Here is a 23,920-nt window from a genome sequence, read left to right on the forward strand (position 1 = left end):
TCTGTGAGACGGTCATTTCACATTATGACACAACCGTCTCGGGTTTTTAAGATTTACTCGGACTTTGCCATCGTTTTTGCGCCGCGCGATAGCGCCACCGAGCCCGAGCGCGCCAACTCGCGGATCCCGAAGGAGTCCATCACCTCAAGAAACGCCTTGAGCTTGGCGGAGTTGCCCGTGGCCTCGATGATCACGGAGTCCACCGCCACGTCGATCACGCGGGCGCGGAACAGGTTGGCGGCGTCCACCACTTGCGGACGGGTGAGGTTGTCCGCGTTGACCTTCACCAGGAGCAGTTGGCGGCCGACCGACGTGGCGTCGTCAAGCTCGAGCACCTTGTGCACTTGGATGAGCTTGTACAGCTGCTTGGTGATCTGCTCGACGGCATGGGGCGTGGCGTCCACAACAACCGTGAGGCGGTTGATGCCTTCCTTCGCCGTCTTCGCAGAGACGAGGGAGACCAGGTTGTAGCCGCGGCGGGTAAACAGCGCGGTGACGCGGGTGATGATGCCGTCGACGTCGTCGACGAGCACCGACAGCGTGTGGCGGGTGATTTGTTCGGGCTGTGCCATGGTTAGTTTCCCTCCTGCTCGAGCGCTTCGATGGTGTCGTTGATGGCCTCCGGCGTCTCCGCCGCGGACTCCTCCTCGCCGAAGAACGGACGCATGCCGCGCGCGTACTCGATGTCGGAGTTAGAGGTGCCAGCCGCAATCATCGGCCACACCTGCGCGTCCTCGCCCACGACAAACTCGACCACCACCGGGCGGTCGTTGATCTCGCGGGCGCGCTGGATCGCCTCTTCCACCTCGTCGGCCGAGGTGACGCGGAACGACACCGCGCCGAGCGCCTCGGACAGCTTCACAAAGTCCGGGACGTAGACCTCGCCGCCGAGCTTGGTGTGCGAGTAGTGCCCGTCGTAGAACAGGGTCTGCCACTGGCGCACCATGCCCAGGTTGCCGTTGTTGATCAAGGCCACCTTGATGGGGAAGCCCTCGAGCGCGGCGGTGGTGATCTCCTGGTTGGTCATCTGGAAACAACCGTCGCCGTCGATCGCCCAGACCTCTTTCTCCGGCATCGCCGCTTTCGCGCCCATCGCGGCCGGGATGGAAAAGCCCATCGTTCCTGCGCCGCCGGAGTTGATCCAGTGGCGCGGCTTGTCATAGTCGATGAACTGGGCGGCCCACATCTGGTGCTGGCCCACGCCCGAGACATAAATTGCGTCGGTGCCTGCGGTTTTGGACAGCGTCTCCAGCACGTACTGGGGTGCCAGCGTGCCGTCGGTGTGCTCCTCGTAGCCGCGCGGGAAGCGCTCTTTGAGGTCCATCAAGCGGTCGATCCACGGCTTGATGCTGGGAGCCTTGACCTTATCTTTTTCATCGAAGTAGTCGGTGAGCTCGGACAGCACCCGCTTGGCGTCGCCGACGATCGGCACGTCCACCGGACGGATCTTGCCAACCTCGGCCGGGTCGATGTCGGCGTGGATGACCTTCGCGTGCGGGGCGAAGGTCTCGGTGTCGCCGGTGACGCGGTCGTCGAAACGCGCGCCGATCGCGATGAGCAGGTCGGACTCTTGGAACGCGCCCACCGCCGGCACGGTGCCGTGCATGCCAGGCATGCCCAGGTAAAGCGGGTGGTCGTGCGGGAACGTCCCGAGCGCCATCAGTGTGGTCACCACCGGGATGCCGGTGGCCTCCACAAACTTGGCCAGCTGCTTGTGCGCGTTCGCCTTGACCACGCCGCCGCCGATGTAGAGCACGGGGCGCTTCGCCTTGGCAATCATCTTCGCGGCCTGCGCGATCTGGCGGTTGTGCGGCTTCGTGTTCGGCTTGTAGCCCGGCAGGTCCACCTTCGGCGGCCACGCGAATTCGATCTCGGCGTTTTGCACATCCTTCGGGATGTCCACCAGCACCGGGCCGGGGCGGCCGGTGGAGGCGATATGGAACGCCGCTGCGATCGCGCTGGGGATCTCCTCGGCCTTCGTCACCATGAGGTTGTGCTTGGTAATCGGCATAGTCACACCGCGGATGTCCGCCTCCTGGAACGCATCGGTGCCCAGCAGCGACGAGCCGACCTGGCCGGTGATGGCCACCAACGGCACCGAGTCCAGGTAGGCGTCCGCGATCGGGGTGACCAGGTTGGTTGCGCCCGGGCCGGAGGTGGCGATGCACACGCCCACGTTTCCGGAGGCCACCGCGTAGCCTTCCGCGGCGTGGCCTGCGCCTTGCTCGTGTCTCACGAGGACGTGGCGCAGTTTCTCGGCGCGGAACAGTGCGTCGTAAAGCGGGAGCACTGCACCACCCGGCAGACCGAATACGATCTCGGTGCCCAGTTCCTCGAGGCTGCGCACGACTGCGTCCGCACCCGTCATACGTTCGGGCTTTCTTTTCTCTGCAGCTGCCACGTGAAGGCTCCTTGCTTGCTCGACTCTGCTTGGTATCGCGATCTCATACAACAAAAGCCCCCGGCGAGCGATGTGCTCTCGAGGGCGCTTGGTGTGTGTGAGCGGCGTGTAAAACGCACCCGCTACGGCAAGCGCCGTCGGGAGAGAATAATTACAAGTCGCTCGTTAATCACGATTTAAAACTGTAGTGTCCCAGGCAACATATCGAGGGTTTTTATTCAAGTATTTAAATTGCGGGCTATTGCCTATCGACGTTCCAAAGGTGACTACCATCCCCAACTATGACTGACACGCCGGAGCACACCCAGCACGTATTCAAGCCCACGCGCGAGCACATCCTCGCCATCGTGCTCGCCACCGGCATCGCCCTCATGGGCATCCTCTGGGCGCCGAAGTACCTGGCCTGGCTGCTGATCTTCCCCGCTATCTGGCTAGCTTGGGTGCTCGCCTCCTCCACCACTGTGGACGAACGCGGCATCACCGCCAAGTATCTGGTGCGCAAGAACGTCACCCTGCCGTGGCGCAACCTCAAGGGCCTCGCCTTCAAGGGCTCTGCTGTTCACGCCGTCACTGTCGACGGCACGGAGCACCCGCTGCCCGGCGTGACCTTCAACTCGCTTCCCGACCTGGCCGAGGCCTCCAACGGCCGCATCACCGACGTGATCACCGCAGCCCAGGAGGCCGCCGACGGCAAGTACGAAATCATCGACAAGGGCGGCCACAAGGTTTTGCTCTCCCGCGAAGAGTACGACGCCTACGTTGCCGAGCACCCGGATCTGCCGGGCCCGCGCCCGTCCGCGCCGAGTGCTTCCCCTGAAGCTTAAGGAGTAACCACCGTGATCCCACTTCGCTCACGCGTCACCACCATCGGCCGCCAGGCCGCGGGCGCCCGCGCACTGTGGCGCGCCACCGGCACCGGTGAGAACGAGTTTGGCAAGCCGATCGTGGCCATTGTGAACTCCTATACCCAGTTCGTGCCAGGCCATGTCCACCTCAAGGAAGTCGGCGAGATCGTCGCGGACGCCGTGCGCGCCGCCGGCGGAGTGCCCAAGGAGTTCAACACCATCGCCGTCGACGACGGCATCGCCATGGGACACTCCGGAATGCTGTACTCCCTGCCGTCGCGCGAAATCATCACCGACTCGGTGGAGTACATGGTCAACGCCCACACCGTGGACGCCATGGTCTGCATTTCCAACTGTGACAAGATCACCCCGGGCATGCTCAACGCCGCGATGCGCCTGAATATCCCGGCCGTGTTCGTCTCAGGCGGCCCCATGGAGGCCGGCAAGGCATTCTCGGTCGGAGGGGTGACCAAGCCGAAGTCCGACCTCATCGACGCGATCGCGCTGTCCGCCAACGACGACGTCTCCGATTCGGAGCTCGATGACATCGCCAACAATGCCTGCCCCACCTGCGGCTCCTGCTCCGGCATGTTCACCGCCAACTCCATGAACTGCCTCACCGAGGCGCTCGGCCTGTCCCTGCCGGGCAACGGCACCACGCTCGCCACCCACACCGCGCGCCGCGAGCTGTTTGAAAAGGCCGGCCGCACCGTCATGGAGCTGTGCGAGCGCTACTACGGTCAGGGCGACGAATCCGTCCTGCCGCGCAACGTGGCAGGTGTGAACGCCTTCCGCAACGCCATGGCGCTGGATATGGCCATGGGCGGATCCACCAACACCATCCTGCACATTCTCGCCGCCGCGCAGGAGGGCGAAATCGACTTCGACCTCCACGACATCGACGAGCTGTCCCACCAGATCCCCTGCCTGTCCAAGGTCGCGCCGAACGGCGAAGCCCACGTCGAGGACGTCCACCGCGCTGGCGGCATCCCGGCGATTTTGGGCGAGCTCAACCGCGCAGGACTGCTGCATACGGATGTGCACTCGATCGCGTATCCGTCGCTAAGCAAATGGCTCGCAGACTGGGACATCCGCGGCGGTACCGCGACCGATGAGGCGCTGGAGCTGTACCACGCCGCCCCCGGCGGCGAGCGCACCACGAAGGCGTTTTCCCAGAGCGCGCGGTGGGCGGAGCTCGACACCGACGCGGCAAACGGCGTGATCCACGACGCCGAGCACCCGTTTACGTCCGACGGCGGCCTGGTGGTGCTGCGCGGCAACCTCGCACCGGACGGCGCGATCTTGAAGACCGCCGGCGTGGAAGAGGGTCTGTGGGAGTTCACGGGGCCCGCACGCGTGGTGGACTCGCAGGAGCAGGCCGTTTCCATGATTCTCAACCGTGAGGTGCTCGAAGGTGAGGTCGTGGTGATCCGCTACGAAGGCCCCGCCGGCGGGCCGGGCATGCAAGAGATGCTGCACCCGACGTCGTTCTTGAAGGGCGCCGGCCTGGGTAAGAAGTGCGCTCTGATCACGGACGGCCGCTTCTCCGGCGGCACCTCCGGCCTTTCCATCGGCCACATCTCCCCCGAGGCCGCGGCCGGCGGCCTGATCGGCCTAATCGAAAACGGCGACACCATCTCCATCTCCGTGTCCAACCGCGAGCTGAAACTCGACGTAGACGAGGCGGAGCTGGACAAGCGCCGGAAAACGATGGAAGCCTCCGACACCCCGTGGACGCCGAACCGCGTTCGGGAGGTGTCGAAGGCTTTGCGTGCGTACGCGAAGATGGCCACCAGCGCCGACAAGGGCGCAGTGCGCCAAGTGGACTAACTAGTGGACTAAGCGACCGGATTGACCCCGGTGCCGAACCACCAGATCAGTCCGGCGGCCACCAGGCCGAGCAGCGCGCAGATCCAGCTGGATGCCAGCGGGCGCTTAGCCCAGCCGCGCGAGGCGTCGATGCCGTAGCGGCCCGGGCCGGTGAACTGCACGACCAGGGATGCGGCCAGCAGCATGACCGGCACCCAGGTCTCCGGCGTCCAGGCGAAGACATTGAAGCCGTCAGACTGGGAAACGAACGCGTGCAGCGCCATAAACCCGGTCACTGCGATGGCAACCAGCGCTGCCACCGGGGTGAGCAGGCCCAGCACCAGGAAAACGCCCGCGGCCAGCTCGAGGGTGGGCACCACAACGGCCAGACCGGAACCGTAAGGGTAATCCGCAAATGCGCTCTCCAGACCGGAGATACCTTCGTTGCCGCCGAGGCGGAAGAAGATCGCTACGGAATCGATAATCAAAAACGCGCCGAGAAACAGGCGCATCAAGAACAGACCGAAGTCCGTGGTGCCTCGGCGGGTCTCCTCCTCGACCACGGCCGGCTCTGCGGTCTCGGCGTAGGTCGGCTCGGTGGCGACATACGCGGGCTCGCGGTCCACGGCCACCGTCTCAGTGGTGCTTTCAAACCCGGTGGTCTCCGGCGCCTGCGGGATCAACGGGCCGTTGTCCTGCTCGCCGCGCGGGAAAATCTCCGTCGGGGCAGCCTTGCCTGTGCGGGTGTAAAGCCCGTCGCCGGTGTACTCCGGCACCTCAGGGGAATCCAGGTTTGTCAGATCGTTTTGCTCATTCGGGGTGAGATCGCGTGGGTTGTTAGCCATGCCAACGAATGTATGCGAAAACACTGCCTGATCCTTAGCAACGCGCCGATAAAAGCACCAAAACCACGCCTGTGCGCTGCGCTGTTGACAGTGGGAACCTGTGGTCGTCGGTTAGCAATGGCCCCCCAATGGTGTTACCCTCGGCTCCGCTCTTTTTAATTAACTTTGATTAAGGATCATTATGGGTAAAACATTCAAAGTTGCCCTTGCGCTGGTGGGCCTCACCGTCGGCGCGGGCTTCGCTTCCGGCCAGGAGGTGATCCAGTACTTCCTCGCGTTCGGATATTGGGGCATCCTCGGCGCGGCTGTCGCTGGCGCCGCCATCGCCATCTTCAGCGGCTGGGTCTACCAGCTCGGCTCCTACTACCTGGCTGACGACCACAGCGCCGTGTTCAAGAGCGTCTCGCGTCCGTGGCTTTCCAGGTACATGGACATCACCACGATGTTCACCCTGTTTTGCATCGGCTTCGTCATGGTCGCCGGCGCAGGCGCCAACCTGGAGCAGCAATTCGGCTTCCCCACCTGGGTTGGCTCCACAATCATGACCGTGCTTCTGCTGCTGTCCGGCCTCCTGGACATTGACAAGCTCACCAGCGTTTTCTCCTACATCACCCCGCTGCTGATCGCATGCCTGCTCATCGCGTTCGTAATCACGCTGATGGATATGCCGTCCGACTTCGGGCACATCAACGAACTGGCACAGACTAACCAGAGCGCGTCGGGCACGTTCGGCAACTGGCTGATCACCGCGCTGAACTACGCCACCTTGGTGATGATCATGGACGTCTCCATGATGCTCGTCTTCGCTGGCTCCCACATGAACCCGGCACAGGCGGGCAAGGGCGGCCTGCTCGGCGGCATCATGTTCGCCGTGCTGCTGCTGATCCTGACCTTCATCCTGTTCTGCAACATGGAAAACGTCATGGATGCAGACATGCCGCTGCTGATGGTCTTCGACTCCATGCACCCGGCCGTAGGCGTGTTCGTTTCCATTGTCATCTACCTGATGATCTACAACACCGCCGTCGGCATGTTCTACGCCAACGGCCGCCGCCTGAGCCACGACAAGCCCGGGAAGTTCCGCGCGTACTACTCCATTGCGGTCCTGGTCGGCTTCGCCCTGTCCTTCATCGGCTTCGCCGACCTGGTCGGCTGGGTCTACCCGTTCCTGGGCTACCTCGGCCTCGTGCTGGGCGTCGTTATGGGTGTGGCCTGGTTCCGCGACCGCAAGAACATCCAGGACGAGACTGGACGCCGCGAGCGCCTCGCAGAGCTCGCCGGCAGCCAGCTTGATCCTGAGAGCTCGGACCTCACCGGCGCGGAGCGCAGCGAGATCGACTCGCTGACCTCCGACTCCAACGTCGGCGGCAAGGAACTGTGGCAGTCGGTGCAGGAAGAGGTCGCGGCGGACATGCACGCCGATTCTTCCAACGACTTCGACATCAAGTCCGTCCCGGCGCTCGACCCCGAGTCCGACGAGTACGCCGGCGTCCCCGACACCCCCGGCGAGGACATTCACTGGGAGTCCTACGAGGAGATGTACAAGACCGGCGAGTTCCCCGCCGTCAAGCCTGAGGACAAGTAAGCGCGTTTCGCTTTACGACGTCCCGTTCCGCCCCGGCCAACGCAAAGTTGGCCGGGGTTTTGCTTTGCGCCTGGGCATCGCCGGGATCCCACGGCAACAACGCGAAAACCGGCTACCTACATCCGGCTACCAGCAGCTATTTCGTGTGGTAGCCGGTTCTAGGTAGCCGGTTTTGTGGTGGGCTAGTGTAGTCGAACGCTACTCCGCGAGCTTCTTCGCGATGAGCTGGTTGACCTGGCCCGGGTCGGCCTTGCCCTGGGTCGCCTTCATCACCGCACCGACGATGGCGCCGGTGACCTTCTTGTTGCCGGCGCGGTACTTCTCCACGATGTCCGGGTTGGCGGCCAGAGCCTCGTCGACGGCCTTTTCAATCGCGCCGTCGTCGCGCACAACCTCCAGGCCGCGGGCGGCGACGACCTCGTCGACCGAGCCTTCGCCGGCGATGACGCCGTCGATGGCCTGGCGGCCCAGCTTGGTGGTCAGCTTGCCTTCCTTGACCAGCTCTACCACGCGGGCGACGTCGGCCGGGGTAACACCGAGGGCGTCGAGGTCCTTGCCGGCCTCGTTGGCCTTGCCGTTGATGTAGGAGACCCACCATGCACGGGCCTCATCGGGAGTGGCGCCGGCCTCGACGGTGTCCACGATCAGGTCAAGCGCGCCGGCGTTGACCAGGTCGCGGAACTCCTTCTCCGGCAGCTGCCACTCCTCCTGGATGCGGGCGCGGCGCACCCACGGCAGCTCCGGCAGGGTCGCGCGGATCTCCTCGACCCACTCCGGCTTCGCAATCACCGGCGGCAGGTCCGGGTCGTTGAAGTAGCGGTAGTCGGACGCCTCTTCCTTGGGGCGCCCCTTCGAGGTGGACCCGTCCTTCTCCTGGTAGTGGCGGGTCTCCTGGACCACTTCCCCGCCTTCCTGCAGGACGGCTGCCTGGCGCTGCATCTCAAAGCGCACGGCCTGCTCGACGGACTTCAGGGAGTTGATGTTCTTCGTCTCGGTGCGGGTGCCGAATTCTTCCTGGCCAACCGGGCGCAGGGACACGTTGGCGTCGCAACGCATGCTGCCCTGGTCCATGCGCGCGTCGGAGACGCCGAGGGCCTTGACCAGCTCGCGCAGTGCGCCGACGTAGGCCTTAGCCACCTCTGGGGCGCGCTCGCCGGCGCCGATGATCGGCTTGGTCACGATCTCGATCAGCGGGATGCCCGCGCGGTTGCAGTCCACCAGCGACGCGGTGGCGCCGGTGATGCGGCCGGAGGCGGAGCCGAGGTGGGTGAGCTTGCCGGTGTCTTCCTCCATGTGCGCGCGCTCGATTTCCACGCGCCACTCGGTGCCGTCCTCGAGCACGACGTCCAGGTAGCCGTCGTAGGCGATCGGCTCGTCGTACTGGGAGATCTGGTAGTTCTTCGGCTGATCCGGGTAGAAGTAGTTCTTGCGCGCGAACCGCGAGGACTCGGCGATCTTGCAGTTCAGCGCCAGGCCGATCTTGATGGCCCACTCCACGCCCTTGGCGTTGACCACCGGCAGCGCACCGGGAAGCCCGAGCGAGACCGGGTCGATGTTCGTGTTCGGCTCCGCGCCGAAGTGGGCGGATGAGGTGGAGAACATCTTCGTCTCGGTGGCGAGCTCGACGTGCACCTCAAGGCCCATCACGGGGTCGTACTTTTCGAGTACTTCGTCGTAATCCATCAGGTCGTACGCAGTCATGCGCATCAGTCTACTGCCCCGCCCCGCGCCCCCGCGCTACAGCTCGCCCCGTCTCTGCACCCACACAAATGCCGCCGTCTTCTCGCGGCCGACAGCGAGCGCATTGCCTATCGACGGCCCATTGCCCCCGTGCACCGTCCCCCACAATGTGTCGCCGGTTTGGGCCGGCAGGACGTCGCAAAGCAGCTGCATCGCCACGGGTGCGAGGCCGCGACCGCGGGCATTGTCGTCGAGGAGAAACTCGTAGACCTGGAAACCGCGCATTCCGTTTGCATCGTCGCGGGCCGCCGCAATGATGCCCGCGCGCTCCCCGTCTACCTCGATCGCGCACAGCGCACCGGTCTCCGCGCAGCTTTGCAGTTGTTCCGGGGTCGCGGCCTCCGTCCAGGTGCGTACTTCGGGCCGTTGCTTTGCGACGTTGCCGAGCACCTCATCGGCATATGGTGCCGTCTCCGAGGGGTCTGCTGGGGTGAGGCGGACGCGTTCGTGCTGCGGGCGGCGCGGTTTCCGCCGCAGCTCGGAGACGAGCCCGGCGATAATCCACTGGTCAACGTCCGCGTCCTCGGGCGGGTTCGGCAGCTCGAAGCGGATGGCCAGCGGGCCGAAGTCCGCGAACTCGCAGTGCAGCTGTGTGGCGTACGTGCCTAGGCCGTCGTGCCGCGGCGGCAAGGAGGTCGCGACAACGTGCACGAACGGCTTTTCCGGGTCCAGCCCCAGGAAGCGGATTCCGGCGACGCACCAGTTACCATCCGCAAACTCCACGCGCCGGTTCGCCCACGCCAGCGGGTCGGGCACGTCCGGGCCGCCGAGAGGTTGCAGATGGTCGCGGAAGCCGGCGCCGAACTCCGCGTCTGCTGTGTGCTCGGCCTGCGGGCGCATCTCCTGCACCGCGAGCCCACGCCGCTCGTCTGCGGTGTACCACTCGCGAAGCTGAAGTGGCATCCACGTCTCGTACGCGCGAGCCATCTGTTCAAGCAGCGTCATCTCAGCGATGCTACTGCAGGGGCGGTACATATAGCTGCACACTGCGAATGAGAGAGCAGTTCCCTATAGTGTCTCCAAGTGAAATACCCCGATTTTTCTGACAGAAATACCCGCACCGGCACCATAGGGCTCGTGGCGGCCGGCGCTTTGCTCCTGGCGGCCCCGTTCATGGCCCAGGCGGCAACGCAAAGCGACGAGCCCGAAGCCCCCGAAGTCACGGAGGTGGCTGCGGGTGGCGCCACACTGCGCAACGCAGACGGCTCGGTGCTGCAGTGCCCCCAAACTGACGGCGGCTCCGACATGGTGAAATGGGATTGTGGCGACACGCGGATCCAGCTGCGCACCGAAGACTCTTTAGGCGATGAAGCCGAGCTCGCCAACGCCGTCACGCGCTTGTATTGGCTAGCGTCGAATGGCGAACGAATCACCCCGGACGAGCTCGATCACCCTGCCTCCGGTGTCTATGCGGTACACCGCGACGGCGTGTCTATCGCCGCCACCGAACGCGACAACCTGACGGTATACGTCGCGGCTTCTGATACCTACGGCCGCGAGATCGTCGACCGCTTCGTCGCTGAGGAGGCCCGTTGATGCGAACGAGCGTCGTACTCCAAGCCCTCGGCGGCCTGGCAATCCTCGCGGGTGTGGGACGGTTCGTCTACGCACTCACACAGGTGCCGTGGACGCCCGCGTTCGGCGCAGTGGCGGCCGCATTCGTCCTCATCGCCGTTGCGGCGCTGTGGCTCCTATCGCGCCGGCACCCTGGGCGGCCGGAAGCTTCGTGGTGGCTACCGGTTGGCGTAATCGCAGGAGTGGGCGTGTGCGGCGTGGTTCCACTCGTCAACTCCGCTTACCTCGCCGCGGCGCAGCAGCTTCCCGACGCAGTTACGTACCTGTTTTCCTCGATTCCGGAGGAGACTGCCAAACTGCTGGCTGCGTTGCTTGTCATCGCCGCTTTCGCGCCGGTGCGTCGACCCGTCGAGTCGGCCGTGGTCGGCATGGCCGTCGGCGCCGGCTTCTCAGTCGCCGAGATCGTAACCAATTCAGCGATTAAAGCGACGCTGGATCTGCACTCGGAGTACCGCGACGGCGCAATTTTTATGCTTGTGATGGTTGTCTTGGGACCATTTGCTCACGCGGTCTATACCGGGTTGGCCGCGTGGGGCCTCGGCGTATTTTTGTGCCGCACCGACCAGCCCCTCGGCTGGCGTCTCTCCCGGCTCGCAGGCTGGTTTGTGCTGGCCGCCGCGCTCCACGGTGCCTTTAACGGCTCCCGTGAGCTTCCCGACCCTTACGGAACTGTGGCTATGTTGGCAGTCTCTGTCCTGCTCTGGGTGCTGCTCATCTGGCTCTATCGCCGCTCCTGCCGCATCGGCCGTCAGGAGCCGGTCGCCTCCCACACCTCGCGGTAGCTCTCGGCGAGCGTGGCCACGGTCTCGTGCGCGTTGAGCCCGCTCGGGTTGCCTACCCCCCACACCGGCACTCCAGCGAGGGTTTCGGGTTGGAGGCCGCGGGTGGCCTTTGGTCGTCGATAAGCATCGCGGTACGCCCCGATACCTGCGAACATCACGGCTGTGGGCTGATGCTTTTCGACGACGCCCCGCACCACCTCCCCTCCCTCCACGAGTTCCGCCTTGGAGAGGTCGGACGCTTTCGGCGTCATGCGCCCCACCAGGTTGGTAAAGCCGATGCCGAGCTCGGCGAGCATGGCCGCGTCTTCTTCCGATAACCCCTCATTGGCGTGGACGCGGTACGGGGTGATGCCCGCGGCCTCCAGCGCCGGCCAGAAGCGGTTGCCCGGGTAGGCAAAGGGCGCGTCCACCTCCTCGGTGAGGCGGCCGGGGTTGATGCCGACGATGAGCAGGCGGCAGGGGTCGGGGATACGGTTTTTCATAGCGTGAACGTGCGGGCGCTACGTGAACATCGCCTTCGCGGTGGCGTAGCGACGCTCGGGCACGGTCTTAAGCTGTGCCACGGCGTCTTCGAGCGCGACCAGCTCGATGTCCTCGCCGTGCAGGGCCACGCACTGGCCGAAGTTGCCGTCGTGGGCTGCGCGGGCGGCGTGGACGCCGTAGCGGGTGGCCAGCACGCGGTCGTAAGCGGTGGGCGTTCCGCCGCGCTGGGTGTGGCCCAGCACGGTGGTGCGCACGTCGTAGCCCAGGCGCTTTTTCACCTCGTCGCCGATGATCTGGCCCATGCCGTTGAAGGTTTTGTGGCCGAACTCGTCCTCTTCGCCCAGGCCTGCGTCCATGGTGCCTTCTTTAGGTGTCGCGCCCTCGGCGACGACGATGATGCCGTACTTCTCCCCCATCTGGAACCGCCGCTCCATGGCCTTGCAGATATCGGCGATGTCGAACGGCTCCTCCGGGATCACGGTGTAGTGCGCGCCGCCGGCCATGCCAGCGTGGAGGGCGATCCAGCCGACGTGGCGGCCCATGACCTCGACGATGAGGATGCGGTTGTGGGACTCGGCGGTGGTGTGCAGCCGGTCGATCGCGTCGGTGGCCACGGACACCGCGGTGTCGAAGCCGAAGGTGTAGTCGGTGGCGGCGACGTCGTTGTCGATGGTCTTAGGCACGCCGACGACCGGGATGCCGTTGTCGGAGAGCCACTTTGCGCCTTTGAGCGTGCCCTCGCCGCCGATCGCGATTAAAGCGTCCACCCCGGCGTCGTCGATGTTGGCCTTAATCTGGTCCAGTCCCGCCTTGAACTTGTCCGGGTGCAGGCGGCCGGTGCCCAGCACGGTGCCGCCGCGAAGCAGGAGGGAGTCCATGTAGGCGTCGTCGTAAAGGTCGACGCGGCGATCCTCCATCAGCCCCACCCAGCCGTCGCGGTACCCCACGACGGTGGAGCCGTACTCCGTGTTGGCGGTACGGACGATGCCGCGGATGACGGCGTTGAGGCCGGGGCAGTCGCCGCCGGAGGTCAAAGTGGCAAGTCGCATACCTGCCAGGCTACCCGCGAAGCCGAAGCGACGACACCGCGCCGATCAGCATCGCAACGCATGGCAGCGCAAGCGCCCAACCGGCGGTGGATTCGATTGCGCCGGAAGCCAGCACCATGCCCACCAGCGCCACGCCGAGGACGGACCCGACCTGGCGGGCGGTGTTGTACAGCCCGGAAGCCGCGCCGGTTTCGTGCTCGGGGACACCGCGCATGGTCACCGCCGCGTTCGGCGCCCACACAAACGCCCCGCCGATGCCCAACAGTGAGGTCACGGCGGTAAACCACCACACGCCCGCCCCGGTGTGAATCAGAGCGATCGCAAGTGCCAGCCCCGCCGCGGAGATGCTAAAGCCCGCTGCGCACAGCTTGCCTGGGTCGCGACGGTCCGTCAGGTACCCGGCGACCGGGGTGAGCACGAGCGCGAACACGGACATGGGCGCGGTGACGGCACCGGATGCCGTCGGCGAGGCGCCTGCCACGTTTTGCAACCAGTACATCAACGGGATGAACATCGACGCCACGGTAAAGCCCATCGCGGCCACGCCCAGCGCGCCGAGCGCAAACGAGCGGTTGAGCATGAGCTCCACCGGCAGGAACCCGTCGTCGGTGCCGTTGCGAGCCGAGAGCACCAGCACGCCGATGAGCAGCGCACCGAAGAGGATCGAGGGCCACTGGCCGAACTGGATGCCATACACCAAAAGCCCCAGCCCGCCGAAAGACAGCAGCACCGGCAGCATGGTCACCCCCTCGCCGCTGCGCGGCAGCCGCGGCAGCGCGATCAGCCCAGCGACCAGCGCCACCGCACCAAGCGCGGCTTGCGCGAAAAACGCGGCACGCCAGCCGAAGCCGTCTGCCACCGCCCCGCCGACCACAGGGCCGATCAGCGACGCCACCGAGCCGATCACACCCCAGGCGGCAAACGCCCGGCCCTGCTTGTCCTCCTCAAACACGCGCGGGATCAGCCCGAACGCCTGCGGCAAGAAGACCGCAGCACCCACGCCCTGCAGGCCGCGGGCCACCACCAGGGAGCCGAAGGACCACGACGCGCCCGCGAAAACCAGGGCGGTCACATAGATGGCCAAGCCGATGAGGAAGACGCGGCGTTGCCCGAAGGCGTCGCCGAGTTTGCCCGTGGCCGGCATCGGGGCCACCGTGCACAGCAGGTAGATGCTGGTCAGCCACACGGCGGAGCCGACGTCGAAAGGCAAAAGAGGCGTGATCACGGGCATGAAGCCCTGATCGATCAGGACAAGAAAATACCCCGCAGCCAGGGCTGCGAGGGTATTCCAGGGATTAACGACCGGCTTCAAAAGCGGCACCCACGCGGTACAGGCGCGCGTCCTCGAAGGCCGGGGCGATCAGCTGCAAGCCCACCGGCAGGTTGGTGTCAGAGGCCTCGCCCGCCGGCACCGACATGCCGGGCAGGCCGGCCAGGTTCAGCGGCAGGGTGAACAGGTCGAAGTTGTACATCGCCAGCGGGTCATCCACCTTGTCGCCCAGCTTGAACGCGGTGGTGGGAGCGGCCGGGGCGGCGATGACGTCGCAAAGCACGAATGCCTTGGCAAAGTCCTGCGCTACCAGGGTGCGCACGCGCTGCGCCTGCAGGTAGTAGGCGTCGTAGTAGCCCACGGACAGCGCGTAGGTGCCCAGGATGATGCGGCGCTTGACCTCCGCGCCGAAGCCCTCGCCGCGGGTGGCGGCCATGACTTCCTCGGCGGAGCGGCTGCCGTCGTCGCCGACGCGCTGGCCGTAGCGCATGCCGTCGAAGCGCGCGAGGTTGGAGCTGACCTCGGAGGTCTGGATCAGGTAGTACGCGCCCATGACGTCCTCGAAGCTCGGGCAGTCCACCTCGACGATCTCCGCGCCCTGCGCCTCAAGCTGCGCGTAAGCCTTGTCAATGGCGTCCTTCACGCCGTCCTGCGTTCCGGGGCGCTCGAACTGCTTCACGCGGCCGATCTTCACACCCTTGAGGTCGCCCTTCGCGCCCTCGCGTGCGGCGTCGGCACACGCCGGCACCTCGCGGTCCACGGAGGTGGCGTCGAACTCGTCGTGGCCGCCGATAATCTCGTGCAACAGCGCGGTATCCAGCACGTTGTTCGCGCACGGGCCCACCTGGTCGAGCGATGACGCACAGGCGATCACGCCGTAGCGCGAGACGCCGCCGTAGGTCGGCTTCACGCCAACCGTGCCGGTCAGGGATGCCGGCTGGCGGATGGAACCGCCGGTGTCGGTGCCGATGCCCAGCGGGGCCTCACCGGACGCGAGCGCCGCCGCGGTGCCGCCGCCGGAACCACCCGGGACACGCTCGAGGTCGTGCGGGTTCTTCGTCTGCTTGTAGGCGGAGTTCTCCGTGGACGAGCCCATGGCGAACTCGTCCAGGTTGGTCTTGCCCAGAATCGGGATGCCAGCCGCACGCAGCTTCGCCACCACGGTGGCGTCGTACGGGCTCATGTAGCCCTCGAGCATCTTGGACGCGGCGGTGGTCGGCGCGTCGGTGGTCACCAGCAGGTCTTTCAACGCCAGCGGCACACCCGCGAGCGCGGAAGCCGGCTCATCGCCGTTTTTGACCTGCTCGTCCACCTTGTCCGCCGCGGCGAGCGCCTCCTCGGCGCCGACGTGCAGGAAGGCGCCGAGCTCGCCGTCGACCTCAGCGATGCGGTCCAAAAACGCCTGCGTAACTTCGCGGGAGGTGACCTCGCCGGACTGGATCATTGCTGCGAGCTCGTGCGCTGGCTTTGCGACGAGACCTTCGGCCGGAATCGTGTACTGCGTCATAAGTCTCTAGTCTCCCTCTCCGAGAATCTGCGGCACCACGAAGCGGTCGTCTTCCACGGCCGGAGCCTGGTCCAGCGCCTCTGCCTGCGTCAGCGTCTTCTTCTCCACGTCGGCGCGCATACCCGCGTCGATGGAGTGCGGGTGGCTCATCGGCGTGACACCCTCAGTGTCCACACTCTGCACCTTCGAGACCGCGTCCACGATCGTGTCCAGCTGCTGGGCGATGTCGTCCAGCTCCTCGTCTTTCAGCGCGATTCGCGCCAGGCGTGCGATGCGCGACACCTCGTCGCGTGAAATCTCAGCCACAGTCCCATCCCTTCGTCCATCACGTGGGTTGCGATTAACGCGCCTTATCTTACGTCACGGCAATTCGCTTACCCGCGGGCGGTAAGGCGCACCGGCAACGACGCCCAGCCACCGACCGGGTGAACCTCACGCTCACCCTCGCCAGCGCTGGCGACCCCCGCGGCCGCGAGCAACTCCTCGAAGAACGCCTGCAACTCGACGATCGACAGCGCCTTGCCGGGGCACGCGTGAGGGCCTGCGCCCCAGACCAGGTTGTCGTCCGCGTGAGCATCCGGCTCGAACCCATCCGGGTCTGCGAACACATCCGGATCCCGGTTCGCTGCGGTCCAGTGAATGCGCACACGCTGCCCCTCCGGCAGCTCGTGCCCGCCGAACGAGACGGGGCACGTGGTCACGCGCCGGTTGCTCACAAACGGCGAATCGGCGCGGAGAATCTCGTCGGCAATCGCGGTGAACTCCTTCTGCGACACGCCGCCCGCGAGGCGGTCTTGCAGCTCCGGGTGACGGATGAGAGCGTCGAGCACCACGCCGATGCAGTACGCCATTGAGCTCAGATCGCCCGCGGTCCAGTTGCGCAGCACGGACACAATTTCTTCGAACTCCAGACGACGTCCGAGGCTGTCGTCGTGGACGAGCCGAGAGGTGACCGAATCGTCCGGGTTGTCGTGCAGCGGTTCGACCACAGAGCGGATGATGTCGTCGAAACGCTCCGCGACGGCTGCGGTGCGCTCGAGTTCGCCGGACCGGGTGGCCGCGTTGTTGTCCGCCACCCATTCCACAAGGGTGTCGTTGAGCTCGCTTGGCCATCCGAGCCACGCGGTCATCGCCCGAACCGCGTACTGGGCGCCCAAGTCGCCGACGGCGTCGACTTCACCGGCCGAGACCGCCTTTTCAGCCAGCTCCCGCGCGATTTCGCGGAACATCGGATCGAGCTGCCCGACCTCCTCCGCAGTGAGGTAGCGGTCGATCAACGCACGCATTTCGGTGTGCTTCTCGCCGTCGAGGCCGTTGGGCAACTGCAGAAAACGCGACACACCCGACGAGAACTGTTCCGGGTTTTCCGCCACTTCGCGCGCAAGAGCGTTGCCAGTGACGACGACCTCTTTGCCGTCACGAGCCAACCTCGCGCCGTCGCGAAGCAACGCGTCCCCGACAGCGCGCGGTTCGGCGCCGGCGAGTGTGGTCTGCGGAATGTCGGTGCGGTCCATTCTGGTTCTCCTCCGTTCGAAAATTGTCCGGTTTTCGAATGTACACCCGCTCGCGATGTGCCGAATTGCTATAAATAAGGCCATGTCGTACCTCATCCGCGTATCTCTCCCCGACGTCCCGGGCAGCCTCGGCCAGCTTGCTGAGGCCTTCGGCATGGTGGATGCCGACATCAACTCCGTGGACATCGTGGAATCCTCCACCGACGGCACGGTGACCGACGACATTGTGGTCACCCTGCCCACCGGCGTGATGGTGGACACCCTGATCACCGCCGTGGCATCCGTCGACGGCGCCGAGGTGGATTCGATCCGCCCGTTCACCGGCCGGGTGGACCGCCGCGGGCAGATCCAGATGCTCGCGCAGATTGCGGCGCAGTCCGACAGCATCGACGACCGGCTCAGCGAGCTGGTGGGCGTCATGCCGAGCGCCGTGACCTCCTCCTGGGCCGTGGTACTGCACACCTCCGACGAGGGTCTCACCCGCGCAGCCGCCTCCCCCGCCGCACCGGAAGACGACGGTTCAACCCCGCAGATGCCGCCCGTCGAGGCCGCGCGCATCCTCCAGCCCGACTTCGACGACTGGGCCCCGGAGTCCTGGTTCCAGCTCGGCACCTCGCTGACGATTACCCCCCTGCACGGCACCGACATGGTGCTGGTGGTCGGCCGCGTCGGCGGGCCGGACTTCCTGGCGTCCGAGGTGCGCGAGATCGGCGACCTCGGCTGCATCGCCGGCGCGATGCTGCGCTAGCGCAAACTTCAACCGTTGCATAATTTCTGGATTTCTGTAATTCTAGAAATTATGCAGTCGATTGAAGCACGCCTATCTGACCTAGAAGCGCGCGTCGCCGCGCTCGAACAGACCTCCTCGCCCGAGCCCTCCCCGCTCCCCGCTTCCGTCAACGGGGCGGACCAAGGCACAGTGTCCTTCACCGGCGACATCACGCTGCCGACCGGCACGTACACCTACGCGTGGGCTCGCCCGACAGCCTGGATTACGGACCAGCCGTGGGATGCCGCGATTGCCCGCATCGCCGCGCTCGCGCACCCGGTACGCGGCGCGATCCTGCGTCACCTGCTGGCAGCGCCCGCGTCGGTGACGGAGCTTGTGGAGTCGGACTTGGTCTCCTCCACCGGCACCGCCTACCACCATCTGAAGGAGCTGCAGGGCGCCGGCTGGGTGCGCAAGCAGGGCGGGATGTTCGAGATTCCCCCGGCCCGCGTCATCCCGCTCATGGCGATCGTGATCGCCGGAGAGGACCACTGATGCGCGCTACCACCATTGCCGCCGGCGGAATCTCCGCCGTCCTCGCCGCCGCGTTGATGCTCTCCACTGGACCCCGGGACATTTCGGTGGCCACCGAGCATACGGGCGATCCCGAAATTTCCTCCGCCCTCGAGCATCTCGCGGAGAACGGCCACCACAACCTCGCCGCGTTCTCCTACGACGGCGGCGAGACACGCTTCGGCGGCCTCGGCGCGGACGAGCACACCGAGTTCGAAATCGGCTCGATCACCAAAACCTTCAACGCGGAACTTGTCCGGCAGTTCATTGAGGAAGGAGAGCTCAGCCTGGACACCCAGGTGCAGGAGCTTATCAACGTCCCGTCCGCCCCCGTCGCCGATGTGACTATCGAGGAGCTGCTCAACCACACCTCCGGGCTCGCCACCACCGAAAGTCTCAGCCTCGCGGACATGTTCGTGGCCAACATCCGAGACGGCGGCAACCCCTACCGGCGCGACACACCGCAGGACATCCTCGACGCCGCCGGCGCCGCTGAGCTGAACAACCGCGGCGAAGAACAGTACTCGAACTACGGCCACGCACTGCTCGGCCAACTACTGGCCACACACGCCGGCGTGCCCTACGACGAACTGCTGCGCACCCGCATCTTCGAGCCCGCTGGCATGACCTCGACCTATGTGGCGCTGCCAGGCACCATCGACGGTGCCCCTACCGGGTTGTCGGCCAACGGGCACCCCGCCGGCCCGTGGGACATGGACGGCTGGGCGCCAGCCGGTGCAATCCGCTCCACGGCGGCTGACATGGCGAAGTACGTGGAATGGGTCTCCTTGCACGGTGTGCCCGATTACGGCTGGGCCAGCCTCGAAGATAGTGGCCAGGAAGTCACGTTCCACAACGGCGGCACGGGCGGATTCCGGACCATGCTGGTCTGGGACCCCGACAATAACCACCGCGCAGCGTTCGTCGCGGGCGATACCGAAGCTTGGGTGGACGCGCTCGGCATCGATCTGCTGAAGGAGACCCGATGATTGCCCTCACCATGATTCTGCTGTTGCTCGTGTCTCCGACCTTCAGCGCCGTGCGGAACACCAAGGGCCCCATCTACGCCGTCATCAATGCGGTCATCTCCGCAGCTGTGGTGTGGATGCTCTCATTTGGCGTGAACTGGAACGGCCAGTTCCCTATCTGGCTGTGGTGGGCCATCGCCGTGTGGGCGGCGGCCCTAGTGGGGCTGAGCGCCGCTCGGCTTATGCGAGCGCGTCTGGGCCGCCCTCGAGCAGCTGCACAAACTGCTCCTCGTTAAGGATCGGCCGGCCCAGCTCCTCCGCCTTCGCGGCCTTGGAGCCGGCGTTTTCGCCGACGACCACGTAGTCGGTCTTCTTCGACACCGAACCGGCAGCCTTGCCGCCGCGAGACAGGATCGCTTCTTTGATCTCGTCGCGGGTGAAGCCCTCCAACGTGCCCGTGGCGACGATGGTCAGGCCCTCCAGCGTCTGCGGGGCGCGGTCCTCCTCGTCCGCTTCCATGGTCACCCCGGCCGCGGCCCAGGTGTCCACGATGTTTTGGTGCCAGTCCACGGTGAACCACTCTTTGAAGCTCTCGGCGATCACGCCGCCGACACCGTCGGTTTCGGCGAGGTCGGCCGTTGGTGCGTCGATAAGCGAACGCATCGAGTGGAAGCGCGACGCGAGCGCGCGCGCCGCGGTGGGGCCGACGTGGCGGATGGACAGCGCCACGATGACGCGCCACAGGTCTGCGTTTTTGGCCGTTTCCAGGTTGGCAAGAAGCTTCTTGCCGGAGGCGTTGACCTCGCCGTCCTTGCGGGTGTACACGCTGGACTTTTTCAGGTCGCCCTCGGTGAGGTCGAACAGTTTCGCCTCGTCTTCGAGCACGCCGGAGGCGATGAGGTCTTGCGCGCCCTTCTCTCCGAGCGCTTCAATGTCGAACGCGCCGCGCGAGGCGATGTACTCCAAACGGGTAGCCAGCTGCGCCGGGCAGGAGCGGGTGTTTGGGCAGCGCCAGTCCGCGTCGCCCTCCTTCGCGGGGGCGAGCTTCGTACCGCAGGCCGGGCAGTTTTCGGGGTAGACGAACTCGCGCTCTGTGCCGTCGCGAAGATCCGCGACCGGGCCCAACACCTCCGGGATGATCTCGCCGGCCTTGCGCACCACGACGGTGTCGCCGATCATCACACCCTTGCGTTTGACCTCGTGCTGGTTGTGCAGCGTGGCCATGGACACCGTCGAGCCGGAGACGAACACCGGCTCGAGCACTGCGAACGGGGTGGCGCGGCCGGTGCGGCCGACGGAGACCTCGATGTCGAGCAGCTTCGTGGTCACTTCCTGCGGCGGGTACTTGTACGCGATGGCCCAGCGCGGCGCGCGGGAGGTCGCACCCAGGGCGCGCTGCTCGGCAACCGAGTCGACCTTGACCACCAGGCCGTCCATCTCGTGAATGGCGTCGTTGCGGTGCTCGCCCCAGTAGTTGACGGCCTCGATGACCTCGTCGGCGGTCTCCGCCCGGCGCGTGTACTCGCTGACCGGCAGGCCCCACTCGGCGAGCTTCTCGTAGGCCTCCCACTGCGTTTCGGGGGTGAAGCCCTCGCGTGCGCCGATGCCGTGGCAGATCATGCGGAGCTTGCGCTTCTTCACGTCCTCCGGGTTCTTCTGCCGCAGACCCCCAGCCGCCGTGTTGCGCGGGTTGGCAAACGGCTTGCCGCCCTCCTTCTGGCGCAACTCGTTGAGCTCCGGGAAGTCCTCGGGGCGGATGAACACCTCGCCGCGGACCTCGAGGAACGCCGGAGCGTCGCCGGTGAGCTTCTGCGGGATGTCCTCGATCACCCGCGCGTTGGCGGTGATGTCCTCGCCGGTGGTGCCGTCGCCGCGGGTGGCGGCGCGGGTCAGCTCGCCGTTTTCGTAGACGAGGTCGATGGACAGCCCGTCGATCTTCAGCTCGGTTAAGTACGGGCCGGGCGCTTTGGCGAGCCACTCGCGCATCTCGTCTTCGTTGAAGACGTTGTCCAGGCTCATCATGCGCTGTGGGTGGGTGACGTCCGCGAACGCGGTGTCGGTGGCGGGCGCGCCGACCTCCTTGGTAGGCGAGTCCGGCACGGCCAGCTCCGGGTGCTCCTCCTCCAGCTTCTGAAGGCTGCGGAACAGCTCGTCGAACTCGCCGTCGGTGATCACCGGCTGGCCGTTGTAGTACAGGTCCCGGTGCTTGCGCACCTTCGCGGCCAGTTCGTCCCATTCACGGTGCAGATCAGCGGAAATTTCACTCACGGGTGACGAGTCTAGCGCCGTCACTCACGTCCGCTCTGCCCGTGTCGGCGCGCTAGTTACAATGTCGCTCATGGCCACTTTCGATGCCTCCCGCATGCTCTCCTTCGACCTGGAGACCACCTCCGCCAACCCGCGCGAGGCCCGTGTGGTCACCTCTGCGCTCGTGCGTATCGACGGCTCCGAGGTCGACGCCAACGAAACCCTCGCCGACCCCGGGGTGGAGATCCCTGAGGAGGCCGCGAAGGTGCACGGCATCACCACGGAGAAGGCCCGCGCGGAGGGACGCGACCACGACGAGGTGGTGCGCGAGACCGTCGAGGCGATCAAGAAAGGCTGGGAGGACGGCCTGACCCTGGTGGTGTTCAACGCCCCCTACGACCTGACGGTGCTGCGCCAGCTCACCGGTGACTTCACGGTCACCGGCCCAGTGTTCGACCCCCTGCTGATCGACCGCGCGAAGGACCGCTACCGCAAAGGCCCGCGCAACCTGACGTCGATGTGCGAGCACTACGGGGTGCGGCTGGACAACGCGCATGAGGCCACCGCGGACGCGTTCGCTGCGGCCCGCGTGGCGTGGATGCAGGTGCGCAAGCTCTACCCGGATCTTGCCCAGATGGACACCGGCGAGCTCATGGAGTACCAGGCGGTGGAGTACTTCACGCTGCAGGAGGACCGGAAGCGCTACTTCGAGTCCCAGGGCCGCGACGCCTCGAACGTGCTGCCCGGCTGGCCCATGCTGGGCTAGCTCTGGGCTAGTTGAGCGCCAGCTCCGCGCGCAGTTTCTCCGCGAAGTTGTGCAACCCCCGGTTGTCGCCTTCGGATTCGACCGAGTACCTCTCCCCCGACTTGGTCTTCACCACCATCGCGCCCGATTCGCTGATAACCACATCGGCGATGCTGGCGGCGTCGAGCTCTGTGGTTTCCTTCTTGTCCACGAGGCGCAGCGTCTGCCCGTCGAAATCGGCTTCTCGCTTTTCCGACAAGAGCCCAAACGCGGCGAAGAACGCAATGCCGATCCCGGCGCCCAACAGCATGTCATCCATCATCAGGCCGAACACGACAAAGAACATCACGCCAAAAACGATTCCCATCGAGAAGTCAGCCTTTTTCTTGTCCCAGTGCAGCGGCGTAGTCATACCTCCACTGTAAGCGCCTCGGCCATCTCCCGGGCCGCCCGGTAGTTCGCTGCCGTGCCCGCCAGAGTGGCGGCTGGCTCGGCGTAGACGTCCACGGTCGTTTCGGCCGGGTCGATCTGCAGCTCGTCGAAGAGGTTGTACAGCTCGCGCGGGGCCATTACCGGGATCGCGATGCGCGCGCCGGCGTCCAACAGTTTCGCCAGCGCATCCTTGTCGGCGCGGCGCGGCGCGGGTCGCAGGTCAGCCACGGGACGTCGACAAGCTTCGGCGTATGCAGCAAGTGCTCGCCGAAGCGTGCAAGCGTTTCCTCCGGCTCGGGGATCGCGCGGATGGTCTCGAAGTCTGTGGCACCTTGCAGCGTGCCAGCGACGACCTCGGGCAGGCGCGGCTCGTCCAGCTGCAGCACACTTTTGCCAAATCGCTTCTCGACGTCCCTCCGGTGCCCCACGCACACCTCCAACAGCGCGTCCGTGAGGTCGCGAAGCGCGCCGGGGTCGGTGATCATGCGGTGGCCGTTGGCCATCTCGATCTCTGCGGCGAGCGTGAACGGGCCCGCGAGCTGCACCTTCACGGTGTCTACCTTGCCGTGCCAGAGCTCTTCGAGGTGGTCCAGATCGCGCTCCATGCGGTCGGCATCCGCGCGCCTCCGGGCGGCCACGCGCCAGCCGCGGGGTCCGCGCGCGACGGGGATTTCCAGCATGGCGGCGGTGCGGCCGATCAGGTCCGAGCCGACGCCGCGGTCCGGCAGCTGCGGGATGTGCGGCAGGGGCGACTCTGAAATCACCACGTCCGCGGCCTGCGCGAGGTCAGTGCCGGGCAGAGGCCCGAGGCCGAACGCGGTTGGGGGGAGTGTTGTCACGG

The 23,920-nt window shown here is 65.9% G+C and carries 24 protein-coding genes; 9 read left to right on the top strand and 15 right to left on the bottom strand.

Annotation, left to right across the window (positions count from 1 at the left end; translation table 11 throughout):
* Positions 1-53 precede the first annotated feature (53 nt).
* Both ilvN and NUW87_RS03645 read right to left on the bottom strand, forming a co-directional pair.
* Positions 54-572, bottom strand: coding sequence for an acetolactate synthase small subunit (ilvN, locus tag NUW87_RS03640; RefSeq protein ID WP_194560197.1), 519 nt, complete (start codon positions 570-572; stop codon positions 54-56).
* Between the two features lie 2 nt (positions 573-574).
* The gene (locus NUW87_RS03645) at positions 575-2,368 is read right to left on the bottom strand and encodes an acetolactate synthase large subunit (protein WP_377734292.1); all 1,794 of its coding nucleotides are present in this window, start codon (positions 2,366-2,368) and stop codon (positions 575-577) included.
* A gap of 314 nt (positions 2,369-2,682) precedes the next feature.
* On the opposite strand from NUW87_RS03645, the gene NUW87_RS03650 reads away from it, so the two are divergent.
* Complete coding sequence (locus tag NUW87_RS03650; protein WP_239219624.1) at positions 2,683-3,225, top strand: PH domain-containing protein; 543 nt, start codon at positions 2,683-2,685, stop codon at positions 3,223-3,225.
* Positions 3,226-3,237: 12 nt separating this feature from the next.
* Complete coding sequence (gene ilvD / locus NUW87_RS03655) at positions 3,238-5,076, top strand: dihydroxy-acid dehydratase (protein WP_269027246.1); 1,839 nt, start codon at positions 3,238-3,240, stop codon at positions 5,074-5,076.
* Between the two features lie 8 nt (positions 5,077-5,084).
* On the opposite strand, the gene NUW87_RS03660 is transcribed toward ilvD, so the two are convergent.
* Positions 5,085-5,900, bottom strand: coding sequence for a DoxX family protein (locus NUW87_RS03660; RefSeq protein ID WP_269027247.1), 816 nt, complete (start codon positions 5,898-5,900; stop codon positions 5,085-5,087).
* Between the two features lie 181 nt (positions 5,901-6,081).
* On the opposite strand from NUW87_RS03660, the gene NUW87_RS03665 reads away from it, so the two are divergent.
* Positions 6,082-7,485: a YkvI family membrane protein gene (locus tag NUW87_RS03665; protein ID WP_239219618.1), complete on the top strand. Its 1,404-nt coding sequence runs from the start codon at positions 6,082-6,084 to the stop codon at positions 7,483-7,485.
* 198 nt (positions 7,486-7,683) lie between these two features.
* Here the strand turns inward: NUW87_RS03665 and gatB are convergent, their stop codons facing one another.
* Entirely contained in the window at positions 7,684-9,186 is a 1,503-nt protein-coding gene (gene gatB / locus NUW87_RS03670; protein WP_239219616.1) for an Asp-tRNA(Asn)/Glu-tRNA(Gln) amidotransferase subunit GatB, read from the bottom strand.
* A gap of 36 nt (positions 9,187-9,222) precedes the next feature.
* Positions 9,223-10,170 (bottom strand): GNAT family N-acetyltransferase, encoded by a 948-nt coding sequence (locus tag NUW87_RS03675; protein ID WP_269027248.1) that lies wholly within the window; start codon positions 10,168-10,170, stop codon positions 9,223-9,225.
* A gap of 132 nt (positions 10,171-10,302) precedes the next feature.
* Between NUW87_RS03675 and NUW87_RS03680 the strand changes: the two genes are divergently transcribed.
* Complete coding sequence (locus NUW87_RS03680) at positions 10,303-10,761, top strand: hypothetical protein (protein ID WP_070474879.1); 459 nt, start codon at positions 10,303-10,305, stop codon at positions 10,759-10,761.
* The gene (locus NUW87_RS03685; protein ID WP_239219614.1) at positions 10,761-11,582 is read left to right on the top strand and encodes a PrsW family glutamic-type intramembrane protease; all 822 of its coding nucleotides are present in this window, start codon (positions 10,761-10,763) and stop codon (positions 11,580-11,582) included. Before NUW87_RS03680 ends, NUW87_RS03685 begins: the two co-directional genes overlap by 1 nt.
* On the opposite strand, the gene NUW87_RS03690 is transcribed toward NUW87_RS03685, so the two are convergent.
* The 6 genes from NUW87_RS03690 to NUW87_RS03715 form a co-directional block, all read right to left on the bottom strand.
* Positions 11,549-12,064 carry a mismatch-specific DNA-glycosylase gene (locus NUW87_RS03690; protein WP_269027249.1) on the bottom strand — a complete coding sequence of 172 codons (516 nt, stop codon included), beginning with the start codon at positions 12,062-12,064 and terminating at the stop codon, positions 11,549-11,551. The two genes, NUW87_RS03685 and NUW87_RS03690, sit on opposite strands and share 34 nt — an antisense overlap.
* Before the next feature lie 18 nt (positions 12,065-12,082).
* Complete coding sequence (locus tag NUW87_RS03695) at positions 12,083-13,114, bottom strand: ATP-dependent 6-phosphofructokinase (RefSeq protein WP_269027250.1); 1,032 nt, start codon at positions 13,112-13,114, stop codon at positions 12,083-12,085.
* A gap of 10 nt (positions 13,115-13,124) precedes the next feature.
* Positions 13,125-14,435, bottom strand: a complete 1,311-nt coding sequence (locus NUW87_RS03700; RefSeq protein WP_269027251.1) for an MFS transporter — start codon at positions 14,433-14,435, stop codon at positions 13,125-13,127.
* The gene (gatA, locus tag NUW87_RS03705) at positions 14,410-15,891 is read right to left on the bottom strand and encodes an Asp-tRNA(Asn)/Glu-tRNA(Gln) amidotransferase subunit GatA (protein ID WP_269027252.1); all 1,482 of its coding nucleotides are present in this window, start codon (positions 15,889-15,891) and stop codon (positions 14,410-14,412) included. Before gatA ends, NUW87_RS03700 begins: the two co-directional genes overlap by 26 nt.
* Positions 15,892-15,897: 6 nt before the next feature.
* A complete protein-coding gene (gatC, locus tag NUW87_RS03710) occupies positions 15,898-16,197 on the bottom strand; it encodes an Asp-tRNA(Asn)/Glu-tRNA(Gln) amidotransferase subunit GatC (protein ID WP_034999856.1) in 300 nt (99 codons plus the stop codon).
* Between the two features lie 68 nt (positions 16,198-16,265).
* Positions 16,266-17,405, bottom strand: coding sequence for a cytochrome P450 (locus NUW87_RS03715; RefSeq protein ID WP_269027253.1), 1,140 nt, complete (start codon positions 17,403-17,405; stop codon positions 16,266-16,268).
* An 82-nt stretch (positions 17,406-17,487) separates the two neighbouring features.
* Here NUW87_RS03715 and NUW87_RS03720 point away from each other — a divergent pair, with 82 nt between their 5' ends.
* From NUW87_RS03720 to NUW87_RS03730, 3 genes are read left to right on the top strand one after another with little or no spacing between them, the layout of a single operon-like run.
* A complete protein-coding gene (locus NUW87_RS03720) occupies positions 17,488-18,153 on the top strand; it encodes an ACT domain-containing protein (protein ID WP_269027254.1) in 666 nt (221 codons plus the stop codon).
* A 51-nt stretch (positions 18,154-18,204) separates the two neighbouring features.
* A complete protein-coding gene (locus NUW87_RS03725) occupies positions 18,205-18,669 on the top strand; it encodes an ArsR/SmtB family transcription factor (RefSeq protein ID WP_269027255.1) in 465 nt (154 codons plus the stop codon).
* A complete protein-coding gene (locus tag NUW87_RS03730; RefSeq protein WP_269027256.1) occupies positions 18,669-19,676 on the top strand; it encodes a serine hydrolase domain-containing protein in 1,008 nt (335 codons plus the stop codon). Before NUW87_RS03725 ends, NUW87_RS03730 begins: the two co-directional genes overlap by 1 nt.
* Positions 19,677-19,895: 219 nt before the next feature.
* On the opposite strand, the gene ligA is transcribed toward NUW87_RS03730, so the two are convergent.
* Entirely contained in the window at positions 19,896-21,923 is a 2,028-nt protein-coding gene (ligA, locus tag NUW87_RS03735; protein ID WP_269027257.1) for an NAD-dependent DNA ligase LigA, read from the bottom strand.
* 70 nt (positions 21,924-21,993) lie between these two features.
* On the opposite strand from ligA, the gene NUW87_RS03740 reads away from it, so the two are divergent.
* Positions 21,994-22,668, top strand: a complete 675-nt coding sequence (locus NUW87_RS03740; protein WP_269027258.1) for a 3'-5' exonuclease — start codon at positions 21,994-21,996, stop codon at positions 22,666-22,668.
* Between the two features lie 7 nt (positions 22,669-22,675).
* Here the strand turns inward: NUW87_RS03740 and NUW87_RS03745 are convergent, their stop codons facing one another.
* The 3 genes from NUW87_RS03745 to NUW87_RS03750 are packed head-to-tail and all read right to left on the bottom strand — an operon-like array spanning position 22,676 to position 23,918.
* Complete coding sequence (locus tag NUW87_RS03745) at positions 22,676-23,059, bottom strand: hypothetical protein (protein ID WP_269027259.1); 384 nt, start codon at positions 23,057-23,059, stop codon at positions 22,676-22,678.
* Positions 23,056-23,217, bottom strand: coding sequence for a hypothetical protein (locus NUW87_RS11740; protein ID WP_336296908.1), 162 nt, complete (start codon positions 23,215-23,217; stop codon positions 23,056-23,058). Before NUW87_RS11740 ends, NUW87_RS03745 begins: the two co-directional genes overlap by 4 nt.
* Positions 23,217-23,918, bottom strand: a complete 702-nt coding sequence (locus tag NUW87_RS03750) for a uroporphyrinogen decarboxylase/cobalamine-independent methonine synthase family protein (RefSeq protein WP_336296909.1) — start codon at positions 23,916-23,918, stop codon at positions 23,217-23,219. The genes NUW87_RS11740 and NUW87_RS03750 overlap by 1 nt, the downstream gene beginning before the upstream one ends.
* Positions 23,919-23,920: the final 2 nt, after the last annotated feature.

Source organism: Corynebacterium pilbarense (assembly GCF_026930265.1).
Taxonomy (GTDB): Bacteria; Actinomycetota; Actinomycetes; order Mycobacteriales; family Mycobacteriaceae; genus Corynebacterium; species Corynebacterium pilbarense.

Excerpts from the sequence above, each read along its gene's own strand:
- NUW87_RS03725 (WP_269027255.1), top strand. The coding sequence starts at position 18,205 with ATGCAGTCGATTGAAGCACGCCTATCTGACCTAGAAGCGCGCGTCGCC.
- gatB (WP_239219616.1), bottom strand. The coding sequence starts at position 9,186 with ATGACTGCGTACGACCTGATGGATTACGACGAAGTACTCGAAAAGTAC.
- NUW87_RS03695 (WP_269027250.1), bottom strand. The coding sequence starts at position 13,114 with ATGCGACTTGCCACTTTGACCTCCGGCGGCGACTGCCCCGGCCTCAAC.
- NUW87_RS03675 (WP_269027248.1), bottom strand. The coding sequence starts at position 10,170 with ATGACGCTGCTTGAACAGATGGCTCGCGCGTACGAGACGTGGATGCCA.
- NUW87_RS03645 (WP_377734292.1), bottom strand. The coding sequence starts at position 2,368 with ATGACGGGTGCGGACGCAGTCGTGCGCAGCCTCGAGGAACTGGGCACC.
- NUW87_RS03730 (WP_269027256.1), top strand. The coding sequence starts at position 18,669 with ATGCGCGCTACCACCATTGCCGCCGGCGGAATCTCCGCCGTCCTCGCC.
- NUW87_RS03720 (WP_269027254.1), top strand. The coding sequence starts at position 17,488 with ATGTCGTACCTCATCCGCGTATCTCTCCCCGACGTCCCGGGCAGCCTC.
- NUW87_RS03715 (WP_269027253.1), bottom strand. The coding sequence starts at position 17,405 with ATGGACCGCACCGACATTCCGCAGACCACACTCGCCGGCGCCGAACCG.
- NUW87_RS03740 (WP_269027258.1), top strand. The coding sequence starts at position 21,994 with ATGGCCACTTTCGATGCCTCCCGCATGCTCTCCTTCGACCTGGAGACC.
- NUW87_RS03665 (WP_239219618.1), top strand. The coding sequence starts at position 6,082 with ATGGGTAAAACATTCAAAGTTGCCCTTGCGCTGGTGGGCCTCACCGTC.
- NUW87_RS03650 (WP_239219624.1), top strand. The coding sequence starts at position 2,683 with ATGACTGACACGCCGGAGCACACCCAGCACGTATTCAAGCCCACGCGC.
- ilvN (WP_194560197.1), bottom strand. The coding sequence starts at position 572 with ATGGCACAGCCCGAACAAATCACCCGCCACACGCTGTCGGTGCTCGTC.
- NUW87_RS03685 (WP_239219614.1), top strand. The coding sequence starts at position 10,761 with ATGCGAACGAGCGTCGTACTCCAAGCCCTCGGCGGCCTGGCAATCCTC.
- NUW87_RS03690 (WP_269027249.1), bottom strand. The coding sequence starts at position 12,064 with ATGAAAAACCGTATCCCCGACCCCTGCCGCCTGCTCATCGTCGGCATC.
- NUW87_RS03660 (WP_269027247.1), bottom strand. The coding sequence starts at position 5,900 with ATGGCTAACAACCCACGCGATCTCACCCCGAATGAGCAAAACGATCTG.
- NUW87_RS03745 (WP_269027259.1), bottom strand. The coding sequence starts at position 23,059 with ATGACTACGCCGCTGCACTGGGACAAGAAAAAGGCTGACTTCTCGATG.
- gatA (WP_269027252.1), bottom strand. The coding sequence starts at position 15,891 with ATGACGCAGTACACGATTCCGGCCGAAGGTCTCGTCGCAAAGCCAGCG.
- NUW87_RS11740 (WP_336296908.1), bottom strand. The coding sequence starts at position 23,217 with ATGGCCCCGCGCGAGCTGTACAACCTCTTCGACGAGCTGCAGATCGAC.